Origin of the sequence: Burkholderia sp. AU28863, assembly GCF_002223195.1 — a bacterium.
Lineage (GTDB): Bacteria > Pseudomonadota > Gammaproteobacteria > Burkholderiales > Burkholderiaceae > Burkholderia > Burkholderia sola.
This window is the reverse complement of record NZ_NKFE01000003.1, coordinates 772,328-789,110: the sequence shown is the minus strand read 5'-3', so window position 1 is coordinate 789,110 and position 16,783 is coordinate 772,328. Positions and strand designations below refer to the sequence as shown.

The 16,783-nt window shown below is 69.9% G+C and carries 19 protein-coding genes; 5 read left to right on the top strand and 14 right to left on the bottom strand.

The window, feature by feature from the left end; all coding sequences use genetic code 11:
- Window positions 1-65 precede the first annotated feature (65 nt).
- From CFB81_RS06080 to gloB, 3 genes are all read right to left on the bottom strand, one after another.
- Entirely contained in the window at window positions 66-1,283 is a 1,218-nt protein-coding gene (locus CFB81_RS06080; protein WP_089434821.1) for a nitrate/nitrite transporter, read from the bottom strand.
- Window positions 1,284-1,442: 159 nt separating this feature from the next.
- The gene (locus tag CFB81_RS06075) at window positions 1,443-3,020 is read right to left on the bottom strand and encodes a transglycosylase SLT domain-containing protein (protein WP_069617105.1); all 1,578 of its coding nucleotides are present in this window, start codon (window positions 3,018-3,020) and stop codon (window positions 1,443-1,445) included.
- 151 nt (window positions 3,021-3,171) lie between these two features.
- The gene (gene gloB, locus CFB81_RS06070; RefSeq protein WP_089434820.1) at window positions 3,172-4,008 is read right to left on the bottom strand and encodes a hydroxyacylglutathione hydrolase; all 837 of its coding nucleotides are present in this window, start codon (window positions 4,006-4,008) and stop codon (window positions 3,172-3,174) included.
- An 18-nt stretch (window positions 4,009-4,026) separates the two neighbouring features.
- Here gloB and CFB81_RS06065 point away from each other — a divergent pair, with 18 nt between their 5' ends.
- From CFB81_RS06065 to dnaQ, 3 genes are read left to right on the top strand one after another with little or no spacing between them, the layout of a single operon-like run.
- Window positions 4,027-4,839: a class I SAM-dependent methyltransferase gene (locus CFB81_RS06065; RefSeq protein WP_069617103.1), complete on the top strand. Its 813-nt coding sequence runs from the start codon at window positions 4,027-4,029 to the stop codon at window positions 4,837-4,839.
- Window positions 4,836-5,279, top strand: a complete 444-nt coding sequence (gene rnhA / locus CFB81_RS06060; RefSeq protein ID WP_069617102.1) for a ribonuclease HI — start codon at window positions 4,836-4,838, stop codon at window positions 5,277-5,279. Before CFB81_RS06065 ends, rnhA begins: the two co-directional genes overlap by 4 nt.
- A gap of 40 nt (window positions 5,280-5,319) precedes the next feature.
- Window positions 5,320-6,054 (top strand): DNA polymerase III subunit epsilon, encoded by a 735-nt coding sequence (gene dnaQ / locus CFB81_RS06055; protein ID WP_069617101.1) that lies wholly within the window; start codon window positions 5,320-5,322, stop codon window positions 6,052-6,054.
- A gap of 28 nt (window positions 6,055-6,082) precedes the next feature.
- Here dnaQ and CFB81_RS06050 read toward each other — a convergent pair whose 3' ends face one another.
- Entirely contained in the window at window positions 6,083-6,415 is a 333-nt protein-coding gene (locus tag CFB81_RS06050) for a YnfA family protein (protein WP_069617197.1), read from the bottom strand.
- A gap of 539 nt (window positions 6,416-6,954) precedes the next feature.
- On the opposite strand from CFB81_RS06050, the gene proP reads away from it, so the two are divergent.
- Window positions 6,955-8,445 carry a glycine betaine/L-proline transporter ProP gene (proP, locus tag CFB81_RS06040; RefSeq protein WP_069617100.1) on the top strand — a complete coding sequence of 497 codons (1,491 nt, stop codon included), beginning with the start codon at window positions 6,955-6,957 and terminating at the stop codon, window positions 8,443-8,445.
- Window positions 8,446-8,553: 108 nt separating this feature from the next.
- On the opposite strand, the gene CFB81_RS06035 is transcribed toward proP, so the two are convergent.
- On the bottom strand, window positions 8,554-8,760 hold the full coding sequence (locus CFB81_RS06035; protein ID WP_006476356.1) for a hypothetical protein: 207 nt from the start codon (window positions 8,758-8,760) through the stop codon (window positions 8,554-8,556).
- Window positions 8,761-8,919: 159 nt separating this feature from the next.
- Window positions 8,920-9,549: a glutathione S-transferase family protein gene (locus CFB81_RS06030; protein ID WP_069617099.1), complete on the bottom strand. Its 630-nt coding sequence runs from the start codon at window positions 9,547-9,549 to the stop codon at window positions 8,920-8,922.
- A gap of 200 nt (window positions 9,550-9,749) precedes the next feature.
- Between CFB81_RS06030 and CFB81_RS06025 the strand changes: the two genes are divergently transcribed.
- Entirely contained in the window at window positions 9,750-10,967 is a 1,218-nt protein-coding gene (locus CFB81_RS06025; protein WP_089434818.1) for a polyhydroxyalkanoate depolymerase, read from the top strand.
- A 7-nt stretch (window positions 10,968-10,974) separates the two neighbouring features.
- On the opposite strand, the gene CFB81_RS06020 is transcribed toward CFB81_RS06025, so the two are convergent.
- From CFB81_RS06020 to mdcC, 8 genes are all read right to left on the bottom strand, one after another.
- Window positions 10,975-11,622 carry a phosphoribosyltransferase gene (locus tag CFB81_RS06020; RefSeq protein ID WP_089434817.1) on the bottom strand — a complete coding sequence of 216 codons (648 nt, stop codon included), beginning with the start codon at window positions 11,620-11,622 and terminating at the stop codon, window positions 10,975-10,977.
- A gap of 125 nt (window positions 11,623-11,747) precedes the next feature.
- The gene (locus tag CFB81_RS06015; protein ID WP_089434816.1) at window positions 11,748-12,269 is read right to left on the bottom strand and encodes a phospholipase D-like domain-containing protein; all 522 of its coding nucleotides are present in this window, start codon (window positions 12,267-12,269) and stop codon (window positions 11,748-11,750) included.
- A gap of 117 nt (window positions 12,270-12,386) precedes the next feature.
- Window positions 12,387-13,319, bottom strand: coding sequence for an acyltransferase domain-containing protein (locus CFB81_RS06010; RefSeq protein WP_069617095.1), 933 nt, complete (start codon window positions 13,317-13,319; stop codon window positions 12,387-12,389).
- Window positions 13,316-14,182 (bottom strand): triphosphoribosyl-dephospho-CoA synthase MdcB, encoded by an 867-nt coding sequence (mdcB, locus tag CFB81_RS06005; protein WP_069617094.1) that lies wholly within the window; start codon window positions 14,180-14,182, stop codon window positions 13,316-13,318. Before mdcB ends, CFB81_RS06010 begins: the two co-directional genes overlap by 4 nt.
- Complete coding sequence (gene mdcG / locus CFB81_RS06000; RefSeq protein ID WP_089434815.1) at window positions 14,179-14,847, bottom strand: malonate decarboxylase holo-[acyl-carrier-protein] synthase; 669 nt, start codon at window positions 14,845-14,847, stop codon at window positions 14,179-14,181. Before mdcG ends, mdcB begins: the two co-directional genes overlap by 4 nt.
- Complete coding sequence (mdcE, locus tag CFB81_RS05995) at window positions 14,834-15,541, bottom strand: biotin-independent malonate decarboxylase subunit gamma (protein WP_089434814.1); 708 nt, start codon at window positions 15,539-15,541, stop codon at window positions 14,834-14,836. The genes mdcG and mdcE overlap by 14 nt, the downstream gene beginning before the upstream one ends.
- Entirely contained in the window at window positions 15,528-16,463 is a 936-nt protein-coding gene (locus tag CFB81_RS05990; protein ID WP_089434813.1) for a biotin-independent malonate decarboxylase subunit beta, read from the bottom strand. Before CFB81_RS05990 ends, mdcE begins: the two co-directional genes overlap by 14 nt.
- Window positions 16,460-16,774 (bottom strand): malonate decarboxylase acyl carrier protein, encoded by a 315-nt coding sequence (gene mdcC / locus CFB81_RS05985; RefSeq protein WP_069617090.1) that lies wholly within the window; start codon window positions 16,772-16,774, stop codon window positions 16,460-16,462. Before mdcC ends, CFB81_RS05990 begins: the two co-directional genes overlap by 4 nt.
- Between the last annotated feature and the right edge of the window lie 9 nt (window positions 16,775-16,783).

The window sequence follows — 16,783 nt, the reverse complement described above, 5'->3', positions numbered from 1 at the left end:
CGGCGCAGCGCACCGTGCTGCGGCCCCGTTTCCGCAGCCGCCCCGCCTACCAGCGTACCGCCGGATCAGTGCGCTTGGCCAGCGCCGCGCGCGGGCCACACGTACCAGACCGCGCTCGCGAGCTGCAGCGCGAGCAGCACGCCCCACGCGGTGAAGTGCGCGGCCGCGGGATAACGGCCGTCGACCGCCGGCCAGTGCGACAGCACCGCGCCGACGCCGATCTGGAACGCAAAGATCAGCAGGAAGATCACGAGCGTGAGCGTCGTGTTCGCGCGGCCGATCAGCTGGGCGGGAAAATGTCCGGCCATCACCGCGTAGGTCAGGATGCCCACGCCGCCGAACATCCCGTAGGCGGCCCACAGCATGGCGGGCGGCAACGGCACGCGCGCGACGATCGCGAGCTGCGTCGCGACGAACAGCGCCATGCCGATGCCGCAGGTGGCGTAGACCGACACGCCGCGCCGCTCGAGCACGCGCGCCGCCGCGCCGAAGCCGACGCAGCCGGCCATCATCGCGAAGCCGAGCACCGACACGAGGCGCGCGGCATGACGCGCATCGAACCCGCCGACATCGCGCAGATACGGGCCGACCCACAACGACTGCATCGCATAGAACACCCCCTGCGTGACGACGGAGAACGACGCAATCTTCCAGAACGCGCGGCTCGTCAGGATGTGCCACGTGCCCTTGAACTGACTGACGAGCCCGCCCTGGTGGCGCGCCTGCTGCACATCGGGCGCGCCGAAGCCGATCGACGCCGCGACGATCACCGTCAGCACCGCGAGGCCGAAACAGATCGCGCGCCAGCTCGCCCAGCCGAGCAGCCAGGTCAGCGGCGAACCGACCATCACGCCGCCGAGGCCGCCCACGGCCATCACGAGGCCGTTGACGAGCGGCAGCCGGCCGACCGGGAAATGCTGCGCGAGCGCCTTGAACGCCGCGCCGAGACACACCGACACGCCGACGCCGATCAGCAGCCGGCCGACCATCATCGCGCCGATGCCGTGCGCCGCGCCGAACACGGCCGCGCCGGCCGCCGCGAACAGCAGCATGCCGGCCGTCACGCGGCGCGGGCCGAAGTGGTCGAGCATCACGCCGGCCGGAATCTGCGCGCCCGCGAAGCCGAGGAAATAGAGGCTGGTGAGCAGGCCGAGATCGGCGGCCGACAGCCCGAGTTCGTGCGTGACGAACGGCGCGAAGCCCAGATTGACGCCGCGAAACACGTACGACACGAAATACCCGACCGAAAACAGCGCGAGCACCCTCACCTGCACCGACGACATCGCTTCCCCTTGTTGGATGAAGACGCGCGACGCAGCGCCGATGCGCCGCGCACAAACGAAAACGCCGTCACCTCGGTGACGGCGTTTCGCCGAATTCGTCGGATGATAGCGCAATCGCGCGGGCCTCACCGGCCGCTACGCCGCGCGCGACGGCCGCGCTTACTTCTTCTTGCCCTTGTGCGCGGCGGTCTTGGCCGGCGCGGCTTTCGCGGGAGCGGCAGCCTTCGCCGACTTCGCCGACGACTTGGCGGCGCCGCGCTTGCCGCCGTGCGACTTGCCGCCCACCGCCAGGCTCGCGCGCTCGATGTGCGCACCGGCGGCCGACGTCGCGATTCGCTCCGGACCGGGTTCCGCAGGCACCGAACGGCCGACCGGCACGTGCAGCACGAGCGCCTGGCCCGGCATCACGAGATCGCGGTGCGTACGGTTCCACGCCTTCAACTGGCCGACCGACACGCCGTAGCGGCCGGCGATCGCCGCCATCGACTGCTTGCGACGCACGCGGATCAGCATCTTGCGCGTATCGGGGACGTCCGGCTCCATCGCAAGCGCACCGTTTTCGGCGACATCGGCGCTGATGTCCTCGTCGTCGTCATCGCCGCGCGGCACGACGATCGTCGAACCGGGCTTCAAGCGCATGCCGGCCGGAATCTTGTTGACCGACATCAGCGTATCGGCGTCGACGCCGATCTTCTCGGCGATCGCGGCCGGGCGCGCACGCTCGCTGACCGTGTAGGTGGTCCACGACGACAGCTGGCCGCTATAGGCCTTCAGGCTCTTCTCGAACGCGGACGCGTTGTCGAAGGGCAGCAGGATCTGCGGCTCGGTCGCGCCGAGGATCACGGGCTTCGAGAACGACGGGTTCAGCGAGCGGAATTCGTCGAGCGGCAGGTTCGCGAGCTTCGCGGCCACCGCCACGTCGATGTCGCGCGACGTCGTGACCGTCACGAAATACGGGTGGTTCGGGATATCGGGCAGCGCCAGGCCGTACTGCTGCGGGCTCGCGATGATGTTCTTCACCGCCTGCAGCTTGGGCACGTAGTTGCGCGTCTCGTTCGGCATCCGCAGGCTCTGGTAGTCGGTCGGCAGGCCGGCCGCCTGGTTGCGCGCGATCGCGCGCTGCACGTTGCCTTCGCCCCAGTTGTACGCGGCCAGCGCCAGATACCAGTCGCCGAACATGTCGTGCAGGCGGGACAGGTAGTCGAGCGCGGCGCTCGTCGACGCGAGCACGTCGCGGCGCTCGTCCTGCCACATGTTGCGCTTCAGGTTGTACGTGCGGCCGGTGCCGGGCATGAACTGCCACATGCCGGCCGCCTTCGCGACCGACAGCGCCTGCGGGTTGTACGCGGACTCGATGAACGGCAGCAGCGCGAGCTCGGTCGGCATGTGACGCGCCTCGAGTTCCTCGACGATGTGATACAGGTACTTCTGCGAGCGCTCGGTCATGCGCTGCACGTAATCGGGACGCTGCGTATACCAGGTCGTCTGCATGTCGACCAGATCGCTCTGCAGGTCGGGCATCTGGAAGCCGCGGCGGATGCGCGCCCAGAGATCGGAGTCTGCCGTGGTCAGATCGCCGACGGATTGCTTGTCGACGTCGACAGTTTCTTTGGCGGTGGCTGATTTACGGAGGTAGTTGGACGTCGCCTGCGAATCGGCGGCGTTGTTGGCGACAGGGGGCTGGCTCGCACAAGCGGCGAGTAGCAGCACCACCATCGCACTCAATATAAGTCGCATGAAAATCTCTGCTTCCGACGGCTGGAAATTGCAGGCGATACTACGGAAGTGCGTGCTTCACGTCAATAAAAACACCGAAAACTCAGCGAAATCCTACATTTGGAGCAATTTTTACAGATACCGCTTGAGCTTTGGAGTCCTCCGGAAAAGCTCATCGGAACCGGTTTTTCCATTCGCGCATCAGCGTGAACGCGGCAAGACGATCCGTCACCGTTTCGTGCAGCTCGGCCTCGAGCGTCGCGTGGATCGCCGCGCTGTCGGCCCGCATGAACGGGTTGACGGCACGCTCGTGCGCGATCGTCGTGGGCAGCGTCGGCACGCCGCGTGCACGCAGCGCCTGCGCGTCGTCACGCCACGCGGCGAGCGCCGCATTGCCCGGCTCGCACGCGAGTGCGAAGCGGATGTTCGACAGCGTGTATTCGTGTGCGCAATGCACGCGCGTGTCGCCCGGCAGCGCCGCGAGCGCGTCGAGCGAGGCGAGCATCTGCGCGGGCGTGCCTTCGAACAGGCGGCCGCAGCCGCACGAGAACAGCGTGTCGCCGCAAAACACGTGCGGCACCGCGTTGCCCTGCCCGGCCGCGCCCGGACCGGCCGTGCCTTGGCCGGCCGCCTGAAAGTACGCAATGTGGCCGCGCGTATGACCCGGCACGTCGAGCACGTCGAACACGACGGCCGGCGCGTCGAGCGTCACGCGATCGCCGCCCGCCAGCGGCCGCGTGACCACGCCGATCGCTTCGGCCGCAGGACCGTAAACGGGGAGCGGAGCATCGTCCGGTTGGCTATTACGCAGCGCGTCGACACCGCCGACGTGGTCGGCATGGTGGTGCGTGAGTAAAATAGCGGTCAACCGCCAACCTCGTTCGGCAAGAACCCGGCGTACGGGCGCGGCTTCACCCGGATCGACGGCGATCGCATCGCGGCCGTCCGAGACGAGCCAGATATAGTTGTCTTCGAATGCCGGAACCGGCACGTACTCCAGCTCGTTCATGGGCGCGCAATCATCGTTATGTCCGATCCACAAATTATAGACTGGCCCGCCTGGACCGACTCGCCGCCCGGCCGCTACGTGCTGGGCTGGGAACAGGCGCAGCTCGACCGGATCGTGTCCGACGTCTTCGGATTCCACGCGCTGCAGCTGGGCCTGCCGCAGCTCGACGCGCTGCGCGAGAACCGCATGCCGTATCGCGGCCTCGTGCTCGACCCGGCGAGCGGCGCGAGCGCGCCGTATCAGTATCCGTGGGCGCGCGAAGCGCACACGGCAAGCCATGCGCCCGCCGATCGCAGCACGACCTGGTGCGACCTGCTCGACCTGCCGTTCGAATCGCAGAGCGTCGACCTGATCGTGATGCCGCACACGCTCGAATTCACGTCCGACCCGCACCGCCTGCTGCGCGAGGCCGAGCGCGTGCTGATGCCGGAAGGCCAGCTCGTGATCACCGGCTTCAACTCGCTGAGCCTGTGGGGCATGCGGCAATCGTTCGGGCGCATGGCGAACCGCCCGTTCGTGCCGGCCACGCGCGACCAGATCGCGTTCATCCGGCTCAAGGACTGGATCAAGCTGCTCGGTTTCGACCTCGAACGCGGCCGTTTCGGCTGCTACCGGCCGCCGCTCGCCACCGACCAGTGGCTGGCCCGCTACGGCTTCATGGAGGCCGCCGGCGACCGCTGGTGGCCGATCTTCGGCGCCGTCTACATGGTGACGGCCGTCAAGCGCGTGCGCGGCATGCGCCTCGTCGGCCCGATCAAGATGAAGAAGCCCGTGCTCGCACCGGGCCTGACGCCGGCGGCCTCCCCGACCACTCACCAAGAACGTTCATGACAATCGACACCATCGACATCTATACCGACGGCGCCTGCAAGGGCAACCCCGGCCCCGGCGGCTGGGGCGCGCTGCTGCGCTACGGCGACAAGGAAAAGGAACTGTTCGGCGGCGAGCCGAACACGACCAACAACCGCATGGAGCTGATGGGCGTGATCGCCGCGCTCGAAGCGCTGAAGCGGCCGTGCCGCGTGATCGTGCATACCGACTCGCAATACGTGCAGAAAGGCATCAGCGAGTGGATCCACGGGTGGAAGAAGAAAGGCTGGGTCACCGCGGCGAAGACCCCGGTGAAGAACGCCGACCTGTGGAAGCGGCTCGACGCGCTCGTCGCGCAGCACGAGATCGAGTGGCGCTGGGTCAAGGGCCACGCGGGCCATCCCGAAAACGAACGCGCGGACGCGCTCGCGAATCGCGGCGTCGAATCGCTGGCCGCGTAAACGCCGGCCGCCCTCTCCCGTTTTTCTTGCTTTTCCCGACATGCGCCAGATCATTCTCGATACCGAAACCACCGGCCTGAACGCCCGCACGGGCGACCGCCTCATCGAAATCGGCTGCGTCGAGCTGCTGAACCGGCGGCTCACCGGCAACAACCTGCACTTCTACGTGAACCCCGAACGCGACAGCGATCCGGGCGCACTGGCGGTGCACGGCCTCACGACCGAATTCCTGAGCGACAAGCCGAAATTCGCGGAAGTCGCCCACCAGATCCTCGATTTCGTGAAGGACGCCGAGCTGATCATCCACAACGCGCCGTTCGACCTGGGCTTCCTCGACGCCGAATTCGCGCGGCTCGGCCTGCCGCCGTTCACCGAGCATTGCGGCGGCGTGATCGACACGCTGGTGCAGGCCAAGCAGATGTTCCCCGGCAAGCGCAACTCGCTCGACGCGCTGTGCGACCGTTTCGGCATCAGCAACGCGCACCGCACGCTGCACGGCGCACTGCTCGACTCGGAGCTGCTCGCCGAGGTGTATCTCGCGATGACGCGCGGTCAGGACAGCCTCGTGATCGACATGCTCGACGACGCGAGTGTCGGCGGCGGCGCGGCGAATGGCCAGCGCGTGTCGCTCGCCGCGCTCGACCTGCCCGTGGTGGCCGCGAGCGACGACGAGCTGGCCGCGCACCAGGCTCAGCTCGACGAGCTCGACAAGTCGGTCAAGGGCACCTGCGTGTGGCGCCAGTCCGCCGACACGGATACCGCCGAAGCGGCGTAATACCCCGCAACCCGCGTTGGGGCCGCGCTCATGCGCGCGGCTGCAGCGCGATGACGGCCATCCCGCCGAGCGCGAGCACCGCGCCGGCCACGTCCCAGCGGGTCAGCGCGACGCCGTCGACCACCCGCAGCCAGATCAGCGCCACCGCGATGTACACGCCGCCGTACGCGGCATACGTGCGTCCCGCCGCGCTCGGGTGCAGCGTCAGCAGCCACGCGAACAGCGCGAGCGACAGCGCGGCCGGCACCAGCAGCCAGGCCGGCCGCCCGGCCTTCAGCACGAGCCACGGCAGGTAGCAGCCGACGATTTCGGCCAGCGCGGTAGCGGCGAACAGCGCCGCGATCCTCGTCAATTCGGTCATCCGGTTCCTCGCGAATTCTGCCCCGTCGCGGCGGACCGCATGCCCGCGCCGCGCGCCGCCGATCATACCCGAGCGGGCCCGCCCGGATGCCCCGCCAGACGGGCGGTTCCGCGCAATTTGCACGATCGTCCGTCATCGTGCTATCATGTCGCCTGTTTCAACATTCAATCTCTGTCTTTTCGATTTTGAGAGAAGTCCGTCCGCACACTGCGGGCCGGTGCCTCGATCGAAATTGCATCCACAGGAAAGCCCGCCCGACAGGCCCGCTTTTCTCGTTTCGTTGCCCCTCCGGGGCGTTGCCGGAACGCCGGACATCTCGTCCGCACCGGCATCCGCCGCTTGCATCACGCGGCCCATTCTTCATGAGCGCACTGTCGCGACGGCCCATCGGGCCCGCGTCGAAGCAGCCCCTCGGCCCTTTGCTGCCCCCTGCGCAGTAAGTGCTTAAAGGTCTGCCCCGACGCGCAGCACACGACACCGCGCTCGCCGGCAAACCGTGTCGGACGGCCCCGCCCGTTCCGGCGCTGTCAAAGGAGTGCATGACCTTGACCGCAACACACGTCAGCCCGACCGCTGTCTCTTCCCCCGCTTCGTCGTCCGGCGAAGCCCCGCTCGCCGCGGACGACATCACCGTCGTCGACCAGAGCCTGCTCAAGCGCGCCGTCAGCGCGATGGCCATCGGCAATGCGATGGAATGGTTCGACTTCGGCGTCTACAGCTATATCGCCGTCACGCTCGGCAAGGTGTTCTTCCCGTCCAGCAGCCCGTCCGCGCAACTGCTCGCGACCTTCGGCACGTTCGCGGCCGCGTTCCTCGTGCGTCCGCTCGGCGGCATGGTGTTCGGCCCGCTCGGCGACCGCATCGGCCGCCAGCGCGTACTCGCCGCGACGATGATCATGATGGCCGTCGGCACCTTCGCGATCGGGCTGATCCCGAGCTACGCGTCGATCGGCATCATGGCCCCGATCCTGCTGCTCGTCGCGCGCCTCGTGCAGGGCTTTTCGACCGGCGGCGAATACGGCGGCGCGGCGACCTTCATCGCCGAGTTCTCGACCGACAAGCGTCGCGGCTTCATGGGCAGCTTCCTCGAATTCGGCACGCTGATCGGCTATGTGCTGGGCGCGGGCGTCGTCGCGCTGCTCACCGCGTCGCTGTCGCAGGACGCGCTGCTGTCGTGGGGCTGGCGCGTGCCGTTCCTGATCGCCGGGCCGCTCGGCCTGATCGGGCTGTACATCCGGATGAAGCTCGAGGAAACGCCCGCGTTCAAGCGCCAGGCCGAAGCGCGCGAAGCGCAGGACAAGGCCGTGCCGAAGACGCGCTTCCGCGAGACGCTGCTGCGCAACTGGCGTGCCCTGCTGCTGTGCGTCGGCCTCGTGCTGATCTTCAACGTGACCGACTACATGGTGCTGTCGTACCTGCCGAGCTTCATGTCGTCGACGCTGCACTTCGACGAATCGCACAGCCTCGTGCTGGTGCTGATCGTGATGGTGCTGATGATGCCGATGACGCTGTACGCCGGCCGCCTGTCGGACAAGGTCGGCCGCAAGCCGGTGATGCTCGCCGGCTGCGTCGGCCTGCTGGTGCTGTCGATCCCGTCGCTGATGCTGATCCACACGGGCACCACGGCATCGGTGTTCGGCGGCCTGCTGATCCTCGGCGTGCTGCTGTCGTGCTTCACCGGCGTGATGCCGTCCGCGCTGCCCGCGCTGTTCCCGACCGAGATCCGTTACGGCGCGCTCGCGATCGGCTTCAACGTGTCGGTGTCGCTGTTCGGCGGCACGACGCCGCTGGTGACCGCGTGGCTCGTCGACGTGACGCACAACCTGATGATGCCCGCGTACTACATGATGGGCGCCGCGCTGATCGGCATCGTGTCGGTCGTCGCGCTCGCCGAAACCGCGCGCCAGCCGCTGAAGGGCTCGCCGCCGGCCGTCGCGACGCGCCGCGAAGCGCACCAGCTCGCGCGCCAGTTGCGCGACGAGGACGACGACTCGGAAATCTACGGCGTCGCGACACCCGCACGCGCATGAGCGTCGCTCAATGAAAAAGCCCCGGCCGAAGCCGGGGCCCGATCGAACCCGATCCGCCCGACCGGCTTGCGCCGGCCGGGCTTTTTTTCATTCAGTCGACGTGCGCGTTCATGCCTGCGCTTCGCAGTGACGGCAGAAGATCAGCGCGCGCGACCGCGACACGGCCGCCTGCGCACCGCGCGCCGCGACGATCATCCCGACCTGGCCGAGATTGAAATCGCGCTCGACCATCAGCTGCGTGAGCCCGGCAAGCGCCAACACGACGGACGGGTGGTACAGGCTCGATTCGATCAGGGCTTTCATCATCGGCTCCATCTGGCAATGCGTGATTTGATGGAGTGGATTCTAGGGATCGGTCGCCTCCGGATAAACAGCGCGAATGCGAAGTCACTTGTCAGCGGCCGAGAACAATCGGCAGCGGCTTGCCGGACCAGGGCGAGCGGCGTGCGATCGCCCGGCGGGCCGCTTCAAAAGCTAGGCGAGCGGCGTCTCGACGAAGGCCGGGAGCGCTTCCGCCCGCGCGGAATGCGCGGCGAGCGCCGGATAACGGGCCGGATCGATCCGCGCCAGCACCGGGTACCCGGCCGCCATGAATTGCGTGAAGCGCCACGCCACCGCGACCGTCACGTCCGACTGCAGCAGTCGCGCGCCGCCGAACCAACCGTTCGCGGCCGCGACCAGCGGCTCGAGTGCGCCGTATGCGCCTTCGAGCTGGCCCAGCACGCGTTCGATCCACGGTTCGTGCTGCCTGTCCGTCGGCCGCAGCGCCTGCTCGTAGACGACCTGCACGGTTTTCTCGGCGGCGGCCAGCGCGAATCCGATCGGCACCAGCGCGCGCAGTCGGGCATCGACGGCGTCGGGCAGCAGGCGCCGCTCCGGCGCGGCGAGATGATCGAGATAGTCGACGATCAGCGACGAATCGATCAGCGTCGCACCGCCGTCGGTCACGAGCGTCGGCGCCTTGACGACCGGATTGACCCGCCTGAACTGCTCGACATGACGAAATACCGAGATCGACTCGTGTTCGAACGGCAGGTCGAGCAGCTTCGCCGAAATGGCGACGCGACGCACGAACGGGGAATCCAGCATGCCGATCAGCTTCATCGCGAACGCTCCGCTTACGGGGACGGGACCGACGACTGTAGCAGCGTCGCGCGGCGGCGCCTAGGGTCTGTTCACGCCAATAACGGACCCTTGCGTGCCCGCGCGCTTGACGCGCATCAGCGAGCCGCGTATCGGGCTCGCACTGCCCGCCCCCTGCGACCATAATGCAGATTCACGCTCCTTCCGCCCCAGGGTCCGCCATGTGGTATGCCGTCGTCGAGCAGCAGCGGGAATGGATGCGCGCGTGGCGCGCAGCGACGCGATACGCGTTCGACGCATGGCCGGCGGCGTCGCTGCCGCATGCCGCGTCGTCGTGCTACGACGACCTGTTCGAACCGCTGCTCGGGCCGCAGGCCGCGCCGCCGGGCTTCGACCTCGCGTGGCCCGACGTCGGCGAGCAGGTCGTCGCGCATACGCCATTTTGCGACTTGCGGCGTTTCGCGCATGCCGACGCGCGCCGTACGGTGCTGCTGTGCGCGCCCCTCGTCGGGCACGCGGCCGTGATGATGCGGGAAACCGCCGAAACGCTGCTCGCCGATGGCGACGTCTGCGTGACCGACTGGCGCAATGCGCGCGACGTGCCGCTCGCGGCAGGCCGCTTCGGGCTCGACGAGTACGTCGCGATGCTCGACGGCTTCGTCGACGCGCTCCAGCACGACGATCGGCCGCTGCACGTCGTCGCCGTGTGTCAGGCGACCGTGCCCGCGCTCGGCGCGCTCGCGCTGCGGGCCGCTCGCGGCCTTGCGCCGCCCGCAAGCATCACGCTGATCGGCGGCCCGCTCGATGCGCGGCTGAACCCGAGCGCGCTCGGCGCCGCGGCGGCCGCCCATTCGCTCGACTGGTGCCGGCGCCATCTGATCGACATCGTGCCGCCCGGCTTCGCGGGACACGGCCGCCACGTGTTCCCGACCTACCTGCAACAGGGCGAGATCGCGCTCCTGTATCCGCAACGCTTCCTGACGCTGATCGAGACCTACGCGCTGGCCGCTTCCCGCTTCGACATGGCCGGGCTCGCCGACGCACGGCGGGCGCTGCGTGAATACACCGCGCTGCTCGACATGCCGGCCGACTATTTTCTCGATACGGTCGACGTCGTGTTCCAGCGCATGCTGCTCGCGACCGGTGCGTGGCACGTGCGCGGCCGGCGCGTCGAACCCGCCGCGTTGCGCAACGTCGCGCTGCTGACCGTCGAAGGCGCCCGCGACGCGGTCACGGGCGCCGGCCAGACGCATGCGGCGCTCGACCTGTGCAGCGGCCTCCCGGCCGATGCGCGCCATCGCGTCGACGTCGACGATTGCGATCACTACGGGCTGTTCACGGGGCCACGCTGGCACGGCAACGTCCATCCGGCGATGCAGCGCGTGTTCGCGCAGGCGGAAACCGGCCGACCGCGCCCGCGCCGGAACCGTCGGACGTAACGACGCGTCAGGGGCACGCCGCGTCGAGCAGCGCACGCACCTCGTCGTCGCTCGTCTGCTCGAAGCGCGCGTAGAACTGGCTGATCCCGAGAAGCCGCGCCGGCTGCGACACCGCGACGAATGCGTCGGCCAGGCCGTCGAACGCATGCGCCGCGCCCGCCGGCGCGACCGGCACCGCCGCGACGATGCGCGCGGGGCGGCGCTCGCGCAGCGCCTGCAGCGCGACGCGCATCGACGCGCCGGTCGCGACACCGTCGTCGACGACGATCGCGATGCGTCCGTCCACCGCCAGCGGCGGCGCCGCGCCGCGGTACAGCGCTTCGCGGCGTTGCAGTTCGGCCGTCTCGCGCGCGATCACGTCGGCGAGTTGCGCATCCGATACGTCCATCGCGCGGATCACCGAACGCTGCAGATGGGTCGCGCCGCCCGTCGCGATCGCGCCCATCGCGAGCTCGGGGTCGAACGGCACGCCGAGCTTGCGCACGACCAGCACGTCGAGCGGCGCGCGCAGCGCGCACGCGACCGGATACGCGACGGGCACGCCGCCGCGCGGCAGCGCGAGCACGACGACATCGGTTCGCCCCGCGTATTCGCGCAACGCGTCGGCCAGCTGGCGGCCGGCATCGGCGCGATCGGCAAAACTGCTTTCGGTCACGATCGGCTCCCTGCCGTTGCGCCGGGCGCGCGCAACCCGCGCCGACGCCTGTCAACGAGCATGGTTCATCGGTCGCGCCGATGCAAGCAGGGTCATACCGGCGCGCGACGCGCCGCGGGAAAGGATCAGAGGCCGGCGGCCTGCCGGTACAGCCGCCAGAACGACTGCGCGTAGGACTGCGCGAGTTCGGGCGCGCGCCGGAACACGTTCACCGTGTCGGCGTGCTCGGCCGCGCCGTCGGACAACGTCGTCAGCGCGACGCTGTCGTCGACGATCACGAAACGCGACGCGGGACCGCCGTGCCGCGAATCGATCGCGACGTCGATGCCCGCCGATTTCAGATAGCCGGCGCCACTGTATTTGCCCGCACGCGGCGAACGTACGAGCACGACGCGCACCTCGATACCTCGTGCGCGAGCCGCCCGCAGCGCGCTCGCGACGGCCGGCGGCACCTGCGTATAGCCGGCCAGCAGCACGCGGCGCTGCGCCTGTTCGATCAGATCGACGGTCGCGTCGGCCGCCGCGTTGTCATACGAAAAGTACGTGCCGACCGATGCGGCATCGGACGGAATCTGGCTGGCGTGGACGCTCGTCGCGCAGCAGAACGCGGCGAGCAAGAAGGCGGCTGGTCTCATGGCGGGCGCCATTGTAGCGACGCCAATTCGCATGACAAGAGGCGGCTGCGACGCTGCTGCGCCGACGCAACACACAGTACGGAACAGGTGCCCGGCCGCTGTGTTTCGACCCGGGTTTCGACCCGTCGATCAGCCGGCCGCAACGCGCGCAAGCCAGCTCGTCACGCCGTCGACGGAACGGAAATCCGCGAGGCTGCGCGCGGGCAACGCGGGATACGCGCCACCGGCCATCTCGGCCAGCGCGCGCCCGGGGCCGAGTTCGAGAAACGCGGTCGCGCCGGCCTCCACGCACGCGGCAAGACAGGCCGCCCATTCGACCGGCTCCGCGATCTGCCGCGCCAGCTTGTCGAGGCCCGCGTCGACATCGAGCACGGACGCGCCATCGATCCCCGAGAACAGCCGGGTGCCGGGCAACGGCCGGCGCACGCGCGTCGCGGCCAGCGTCGCGCGGAATGCCGGCACGGCCGCCGCCAGCCGACGCGTATGCGACGCGATCCGCACGCACACGGGCGCGACACGCAGCGCGCCGGCGCGCGCCGCGTCGTCGGCCACGGCGTCGACATCGGCCTGCCGCCCGGCGACCACGAACGCGTCGCCGGGGTTCGCGATCGCGATGGCCGCGTCGCGACCGTCGCACAGCTTCGCCAGTTGCGCCCGCGTCAGGCCGCGCACGAACGCCATCCGCTCGTCGCCGCCGCTCACGGCATCCATCTCGCGTGCACGCGCATCGGCCAGGTCGAGCGCATCGTGCGGGTCGATCATCCCCGCGACGCTCCACGAGCCGACCTCGCCGACGCTGTAGCCCGCGACGCAGCGCCGGCGCGGCCACGCCGCGTCGAGCAGCGCGGCCGCCGCGAGCGCCTGGAGCGTGCAGAGGATCTGCGCGACCCGGTTTTCCTGCAGCGTGTCGGGCCCGGCCTGCCGGACCCACGTGCGCGGATCTTCGCCGAGCAGCCGGCCCGCATGCGCGAACAGTGCGTCGGCCTGCGGCGCCGATCCGGTCAGATCGAACATGTCGGCGCGCTGCGCGCCTTGCCCCGAGCACAGGATGGCCAGCGTCATCGCGCATGCCCTTCGGCTTCGAGCGCATCGACGAATACGCTCATCGCGAGCAGGTCGGCCGCGCCGCCCGGGCTCAGCCGGCGCGCCACGAACGCACGATGCGCGGCCGCCGCGCGCAGCCGCCAGTCGCGCGCCCGCACGCCGCCGCGCGCGACGAACGCACGGGCGGTCGCGCGGGCGAAATCGAGGCCGTCCCGGCCGCCCCGGTGCAGCAGATTCGTGTCGTCGAGCGCGGCGATCAGCGCGAAGCACGCGGCGACGCGCGCGGCTTCCGGATCGCCCGGCAGATCGCGCCGTGCGCGGCGCAGCGCGGGCAGTCCGATCGCATACACGGTCGGGAAGCCGTCGGCGGCCTCGCGACGCGCACCGCCGACACCGTAGCGGCGGCTCGCGCGCTCGCCGTGGCTGTCCGGCAAACGCGGGCCGCCGAGGATCTCGACGCCCCAGCGGCGCGACACGAACGCACCGAGCGTCGTCCCGGCCGGCATCGCGCCCGGCATCGCGCGCCGGCCGGCGGCCGCGCACAGCAGCCCGAGGCCGAAGATCGCGCCACGATGCGTATTGACGCCGCCGGTCGCGGCGAGCATCGCGTGCTCGGCACGCAGGCCGATCTTGCGCAGCACGGCCATGTCGGCGTCGCGTGCGCCCGCGTCGGCGAGTTCCGCGAAGTACGGCCGCAGCACGGCGGCGCTGCGCGCGAACGTCGCGGCATCCATGTCCGCGTGACTGCCGGTGTCGACGTGACTGACGAGGCCCGGCTTCGGATAGGTGTCGATCTCGAGCACGAGGCTGCGCTCGGCCAGCGCGGCGACGCGCTCGGCAGCCGACGGCACCGCCACGCGGCACGCACTCCGGGCGCTCATGCCGTGCCTCCGATGAATGCATCGGCGCGCATCAATTCGACGGCCATCGCGGTCTTCACCGCGACTTCGGGCAACCGCGCGTGCAGTTCGCGCCAGTTGACGCCAGCGCCGTCGTCGCGCAGCAGTTCGCCGTCGATGCGCATCGGCGCGTGCGCGTCGATCGCCGCAAGACCGTCGAGCAGCGGCGCGAGCGACGCGGCGTCCGGCAGCGGGAACACGATGTCGAGATCGGACGATGCGCTCAGGTACGGCTCGCCGGTCAGCGCCTGCCATGCGAGGCTGCCGAACACGCGGCCCTGCGCGCCGCAGCGCGCGCCGAGCGCATCGAGCTCGCGCAGCGGCGCATGCCACGCGGCGGGCGCGGCGGCGAGTACGTCCGCCAACGCAGGCAGCGGGCCGACCGTCGCGAGCGCGTCGGCGGCCACGTTCAGCGCGATGCGCCGCTTGCCCGCCGACGGCGGCAGCGGCAAGCCGAGCGGCACGCGGCCGGCATCGGCTTCATCCGGCGACGCGCGACGCACGATCAGCGGCCAGCCGCGTTCGGCCCATGCGCGCAAGAACGACTCGCCCGCGAGCGCGGGATCGCGGGCAAAGGCCGTGTCCCACCCGGCCGCCGTCAGCGTGACGAGCGTGTGGCGGCGCAGCGGCAGCTCAGCGTGCGGCACGCGCGAGTGCCTCGACGCGGGCGGCGACGTCGGTCGCGACCGGCCGGCCGCGCGCCGCGCGCCGATCGACGCGCTCGGCCGGCTTGCCGAGCCATTCGCCGACCTGCGCGTCGAGCGCGCGGGACGGATCGAGCACGGCGTCGACGGCGCCCATCTTCACGAGGTTGTCGAGCCCCGGCGCGAACACCGCCGTCGAACGCGCCATCTCCTTCAGCACGTCGATCGGCAGCTTGGTCACGCGCGACATCGACGGCAGGTCCATCACCTCGGGCTCGGCGCCCGGCACCGCGAGCAGCGTGCGGGTCGCGAGCGCGGTCGCGATGAACGCGCCCGCGGCCGTGTGACCGTACAGCACGCCGATCGTCCGGTGCCCGGCGAGATCCGCATGCATCAGGCACTTCGCGAGATGCGACAGCCCCTCGTTCAGGCCGAGCAATTCGTCGCGCTTGCTCATCCGCTGGCTGTCGCTGTCGACCAGCACGACGATCGGCGTATCGCCGCCGCGCGCGACCGTGTCGAGCACGCGCGACGCGAGCGTCAGCGCCTCGTCGATGCCGAACGGCAAGCGGTCGGTCACACCGATCACGTCGACGCGCGTGCCGGCCAGTTCCGCGTAGCCCGTCAGCAGGCCACCATTGCGCGCAATCGAATGGCCTCGGGGAAACAGCGAGTTCAGTACTTCATCGAGCGTCATGCCGCGGCTCCTGCAGTTGATCGGCGAGCTTCGCAAATTCGTCGTCGGGCATCCCGGGGATCGCTTCCGGCGCGTCGGCCCCGAGCATGCGCCACACGTCGAGCGCATCCTTGCAGCCGCCGAACCGTTCGACCCGCGCGTCGAGACGCGCCTGCTCCGCGCGCAGCATCGCCGCATCGAACGTCGGCGCGCGATCGATCAGGTCGAGCGCCGCCGCGCGGAACGCGTCCGGCGTATCGGCCACGTACCGATCGGCACCGCCGATCAGCCGCCGGTGCTTGCCGCCCATCGTGCGCCAGATCAGCGCGCGATCCTTGGAGTCGAATTCCTCGACGCCGCGATTGGTCTCGATCACTTCAGGCCCCGACACGCTGATGCGCCCCTGTTCCGACACCGCGAGCGCGGAACAGCACGCGGCGAGCAAGCCGCCGCCGCCGTAGCAGCCCGCGCGGCCGCCGATCAGCCCGATCACCGGCACGCCGGCCGCACGCGCTTCGACGAGCGCGCGCATGATCTCGGCGATCGCGAGCTCGCCCGCGTTCGCTTCCTGCAGCCGCACGCCGCCCGTATCGAACAGGATCAGCACCGGCTTGCCGACTTCACGCGCGGCACGCAGCAGCCCGGTGAGCTTCGCGCCGTGCACTTCGCCGAACGCGCCGCCCATGAAACGGCCTTCCTGCGCGGCGACGAACACCGACTTGCCGTCGAGCCGGCCGTGGCCGACCACCATCCCGTCGTCGAACTGCTGCGGCAGGCCGAACAGCGGCAGGTGCGGGCTCGTCACGCGTTCGGCCGGCCCGAGGAATTCGCCGAAACTGCCCGCGTCGAGCAGCCCGTCGATACGCTGCCGCGCGGACGCTTCATACCAACTCGCCGCATTCGCGACGAACGCCGGTGCGTCGTGGATCGTGTCGCTCATCATGCATCCCCCTCGATCGCGCGCACGGCCTGCGCGAGCCGCAGCGACACCATGTCGGGCCGCGCGCCGCCGTCGTTGATCGACAGCTTCAGGCCGCCCGGCGTGCGCCGTTCGACGAAATCCGACACGACCGCCTGCCAGACCGCGCCGAACCCGACGGCCGCGGTGCGGATGTCGATCTCGCATTCGTTGCCCGGCAGCACGCGCTCGACGAGCACCTCGAGATTGCCGGACGCGACCACGCCGACGAGCGCCGCGGCCCGTTCGCCCTTCGCGCGTTCGCGCGCGGTGAAGCGATAGTTCAACTGTTCCATGCCCCTCTT

Excerpts from the sequence above, each read along its gene's own strand:
- CFB81_RS06080 (WP_089434821.1), bottom strand. The coding sequence starts at position 1,283 with ATGTCGTCGGTGCAGGTGAGGGTGCTCGCGCTGTTTTCGGTCGGGTAT.
- CFB81_RS06075 (WP_069617105.1), bottom strand. The coding sequence starts at position 3,020 with ATGCGACTTATATTGAGTGCGATGGTGGTGCTGCTACTCGCCGCTTGT.
- gloB (WP_089434820.1), bottom strand. The coding sequence starts at position 4,008 with ATGAACGAGCTGGAGTACGTGCCGGTTCCGGCATTCGAAGACAACTAT.
- CFB81_RS06065 (WP_069617103.1), top strand. The coding sequence starts at position 4,027 with ATGTCCGATCCACAAATTATAGACTGGCCCGCCTGGACCGACTCGCCG.
- rnhA (WP_069617102.1), top strand. The coding sequence starts at position 4,836 with ATGACAATCGACACCATCGACATCTATACCGACGGCGCCTGCAAGGGC.
- dnaQ (WP_069617101.1), top strand. The coding sequence starts at position 5,320 with ATGCGCCAGATCATTCTCGATACCGAAACCACCGGCCTGAACGCCCGC.
- CFB81_RS06050 (WP_069617197.1), bottom strand. The coding sequence starts at position 6,415 with ATGACCGAATTGACGAGGATCGCGGCGCTGTTCGCCGCTACCGCGCTG.
- proP (WP_069617100.1), top strand. The coding sequence starts at position 6,955 with ATGACCTTGACCGCAACACACGTCAGCCCGACCGCTGTCTCTTCCCCC.
- CFB81_RS06035 (WP_006476356.1), bottom strand. The coding sequence starts at position 8,760 with ATGGAGCCGATGATGAAAGCCCTGATCGAATCGAGCCTGTACCACCCG.
- CFB81_RS06030 (WP_069617099.1), bottom strand. The coding sequence starts at position 9,549 with ATGAAGCTGATCGGCATGCTGGATTCCCCGTTCGTGCGTCGCGTCGCC.
- CFB81_RS06025 (WP_089434818.1), top strand. The coding sequence starts at position 9,750 with ATGTGGTATGCCGTCGTCGAGCAGCAGCGGGAATGGATGCGCGCGTGG.
- CFB81_RS06015 (WP_089434816.1), bottom strand. The coding sequence starts at position 12,269 with ATGGCGCCCGCCATGAGACCAGCCGCCTTCTTGCTCGCCGCGTTCTGC.
- CFB81_RS06010 (WP_069617095.1), bottom strand. The coding sequence starts at position 13,319 with ATGACGCTGGCCATCCTGTGCTCGGGGCAAGGCGCGCAGCGCGCCGAC.
- mdcB (WP_069617094.1), bottom strand. The coding sequence starts at position 14,182 with ATGAGCGCCCGGAGTGCGTGCCGCGTGGCGGTGCCGTCGGCTGCCGAG.
- mdcE (WP_089434814.1), bottom strand. The coding sequence starts at position 15,541 with ATGACGCTCGATGAAGTACTGAACTCGCTGTTTCCCCGAGGCCATTCG.
- CFB81_RS05990 (WP_089434813.1), bottom strand. The coding sequence starts at position 16,463 with ATGATGAGCGACACGATCCACGACGCACCGGCGTTCGTCGCGAATGCG.
- mdcC (WP_069617090.1), bottom strand. The coding sequence starts at position 16,774 with ATGGAACAGTTGAACTATCGCTTCACCGCGCGCGAACGCGCGAAGGGC.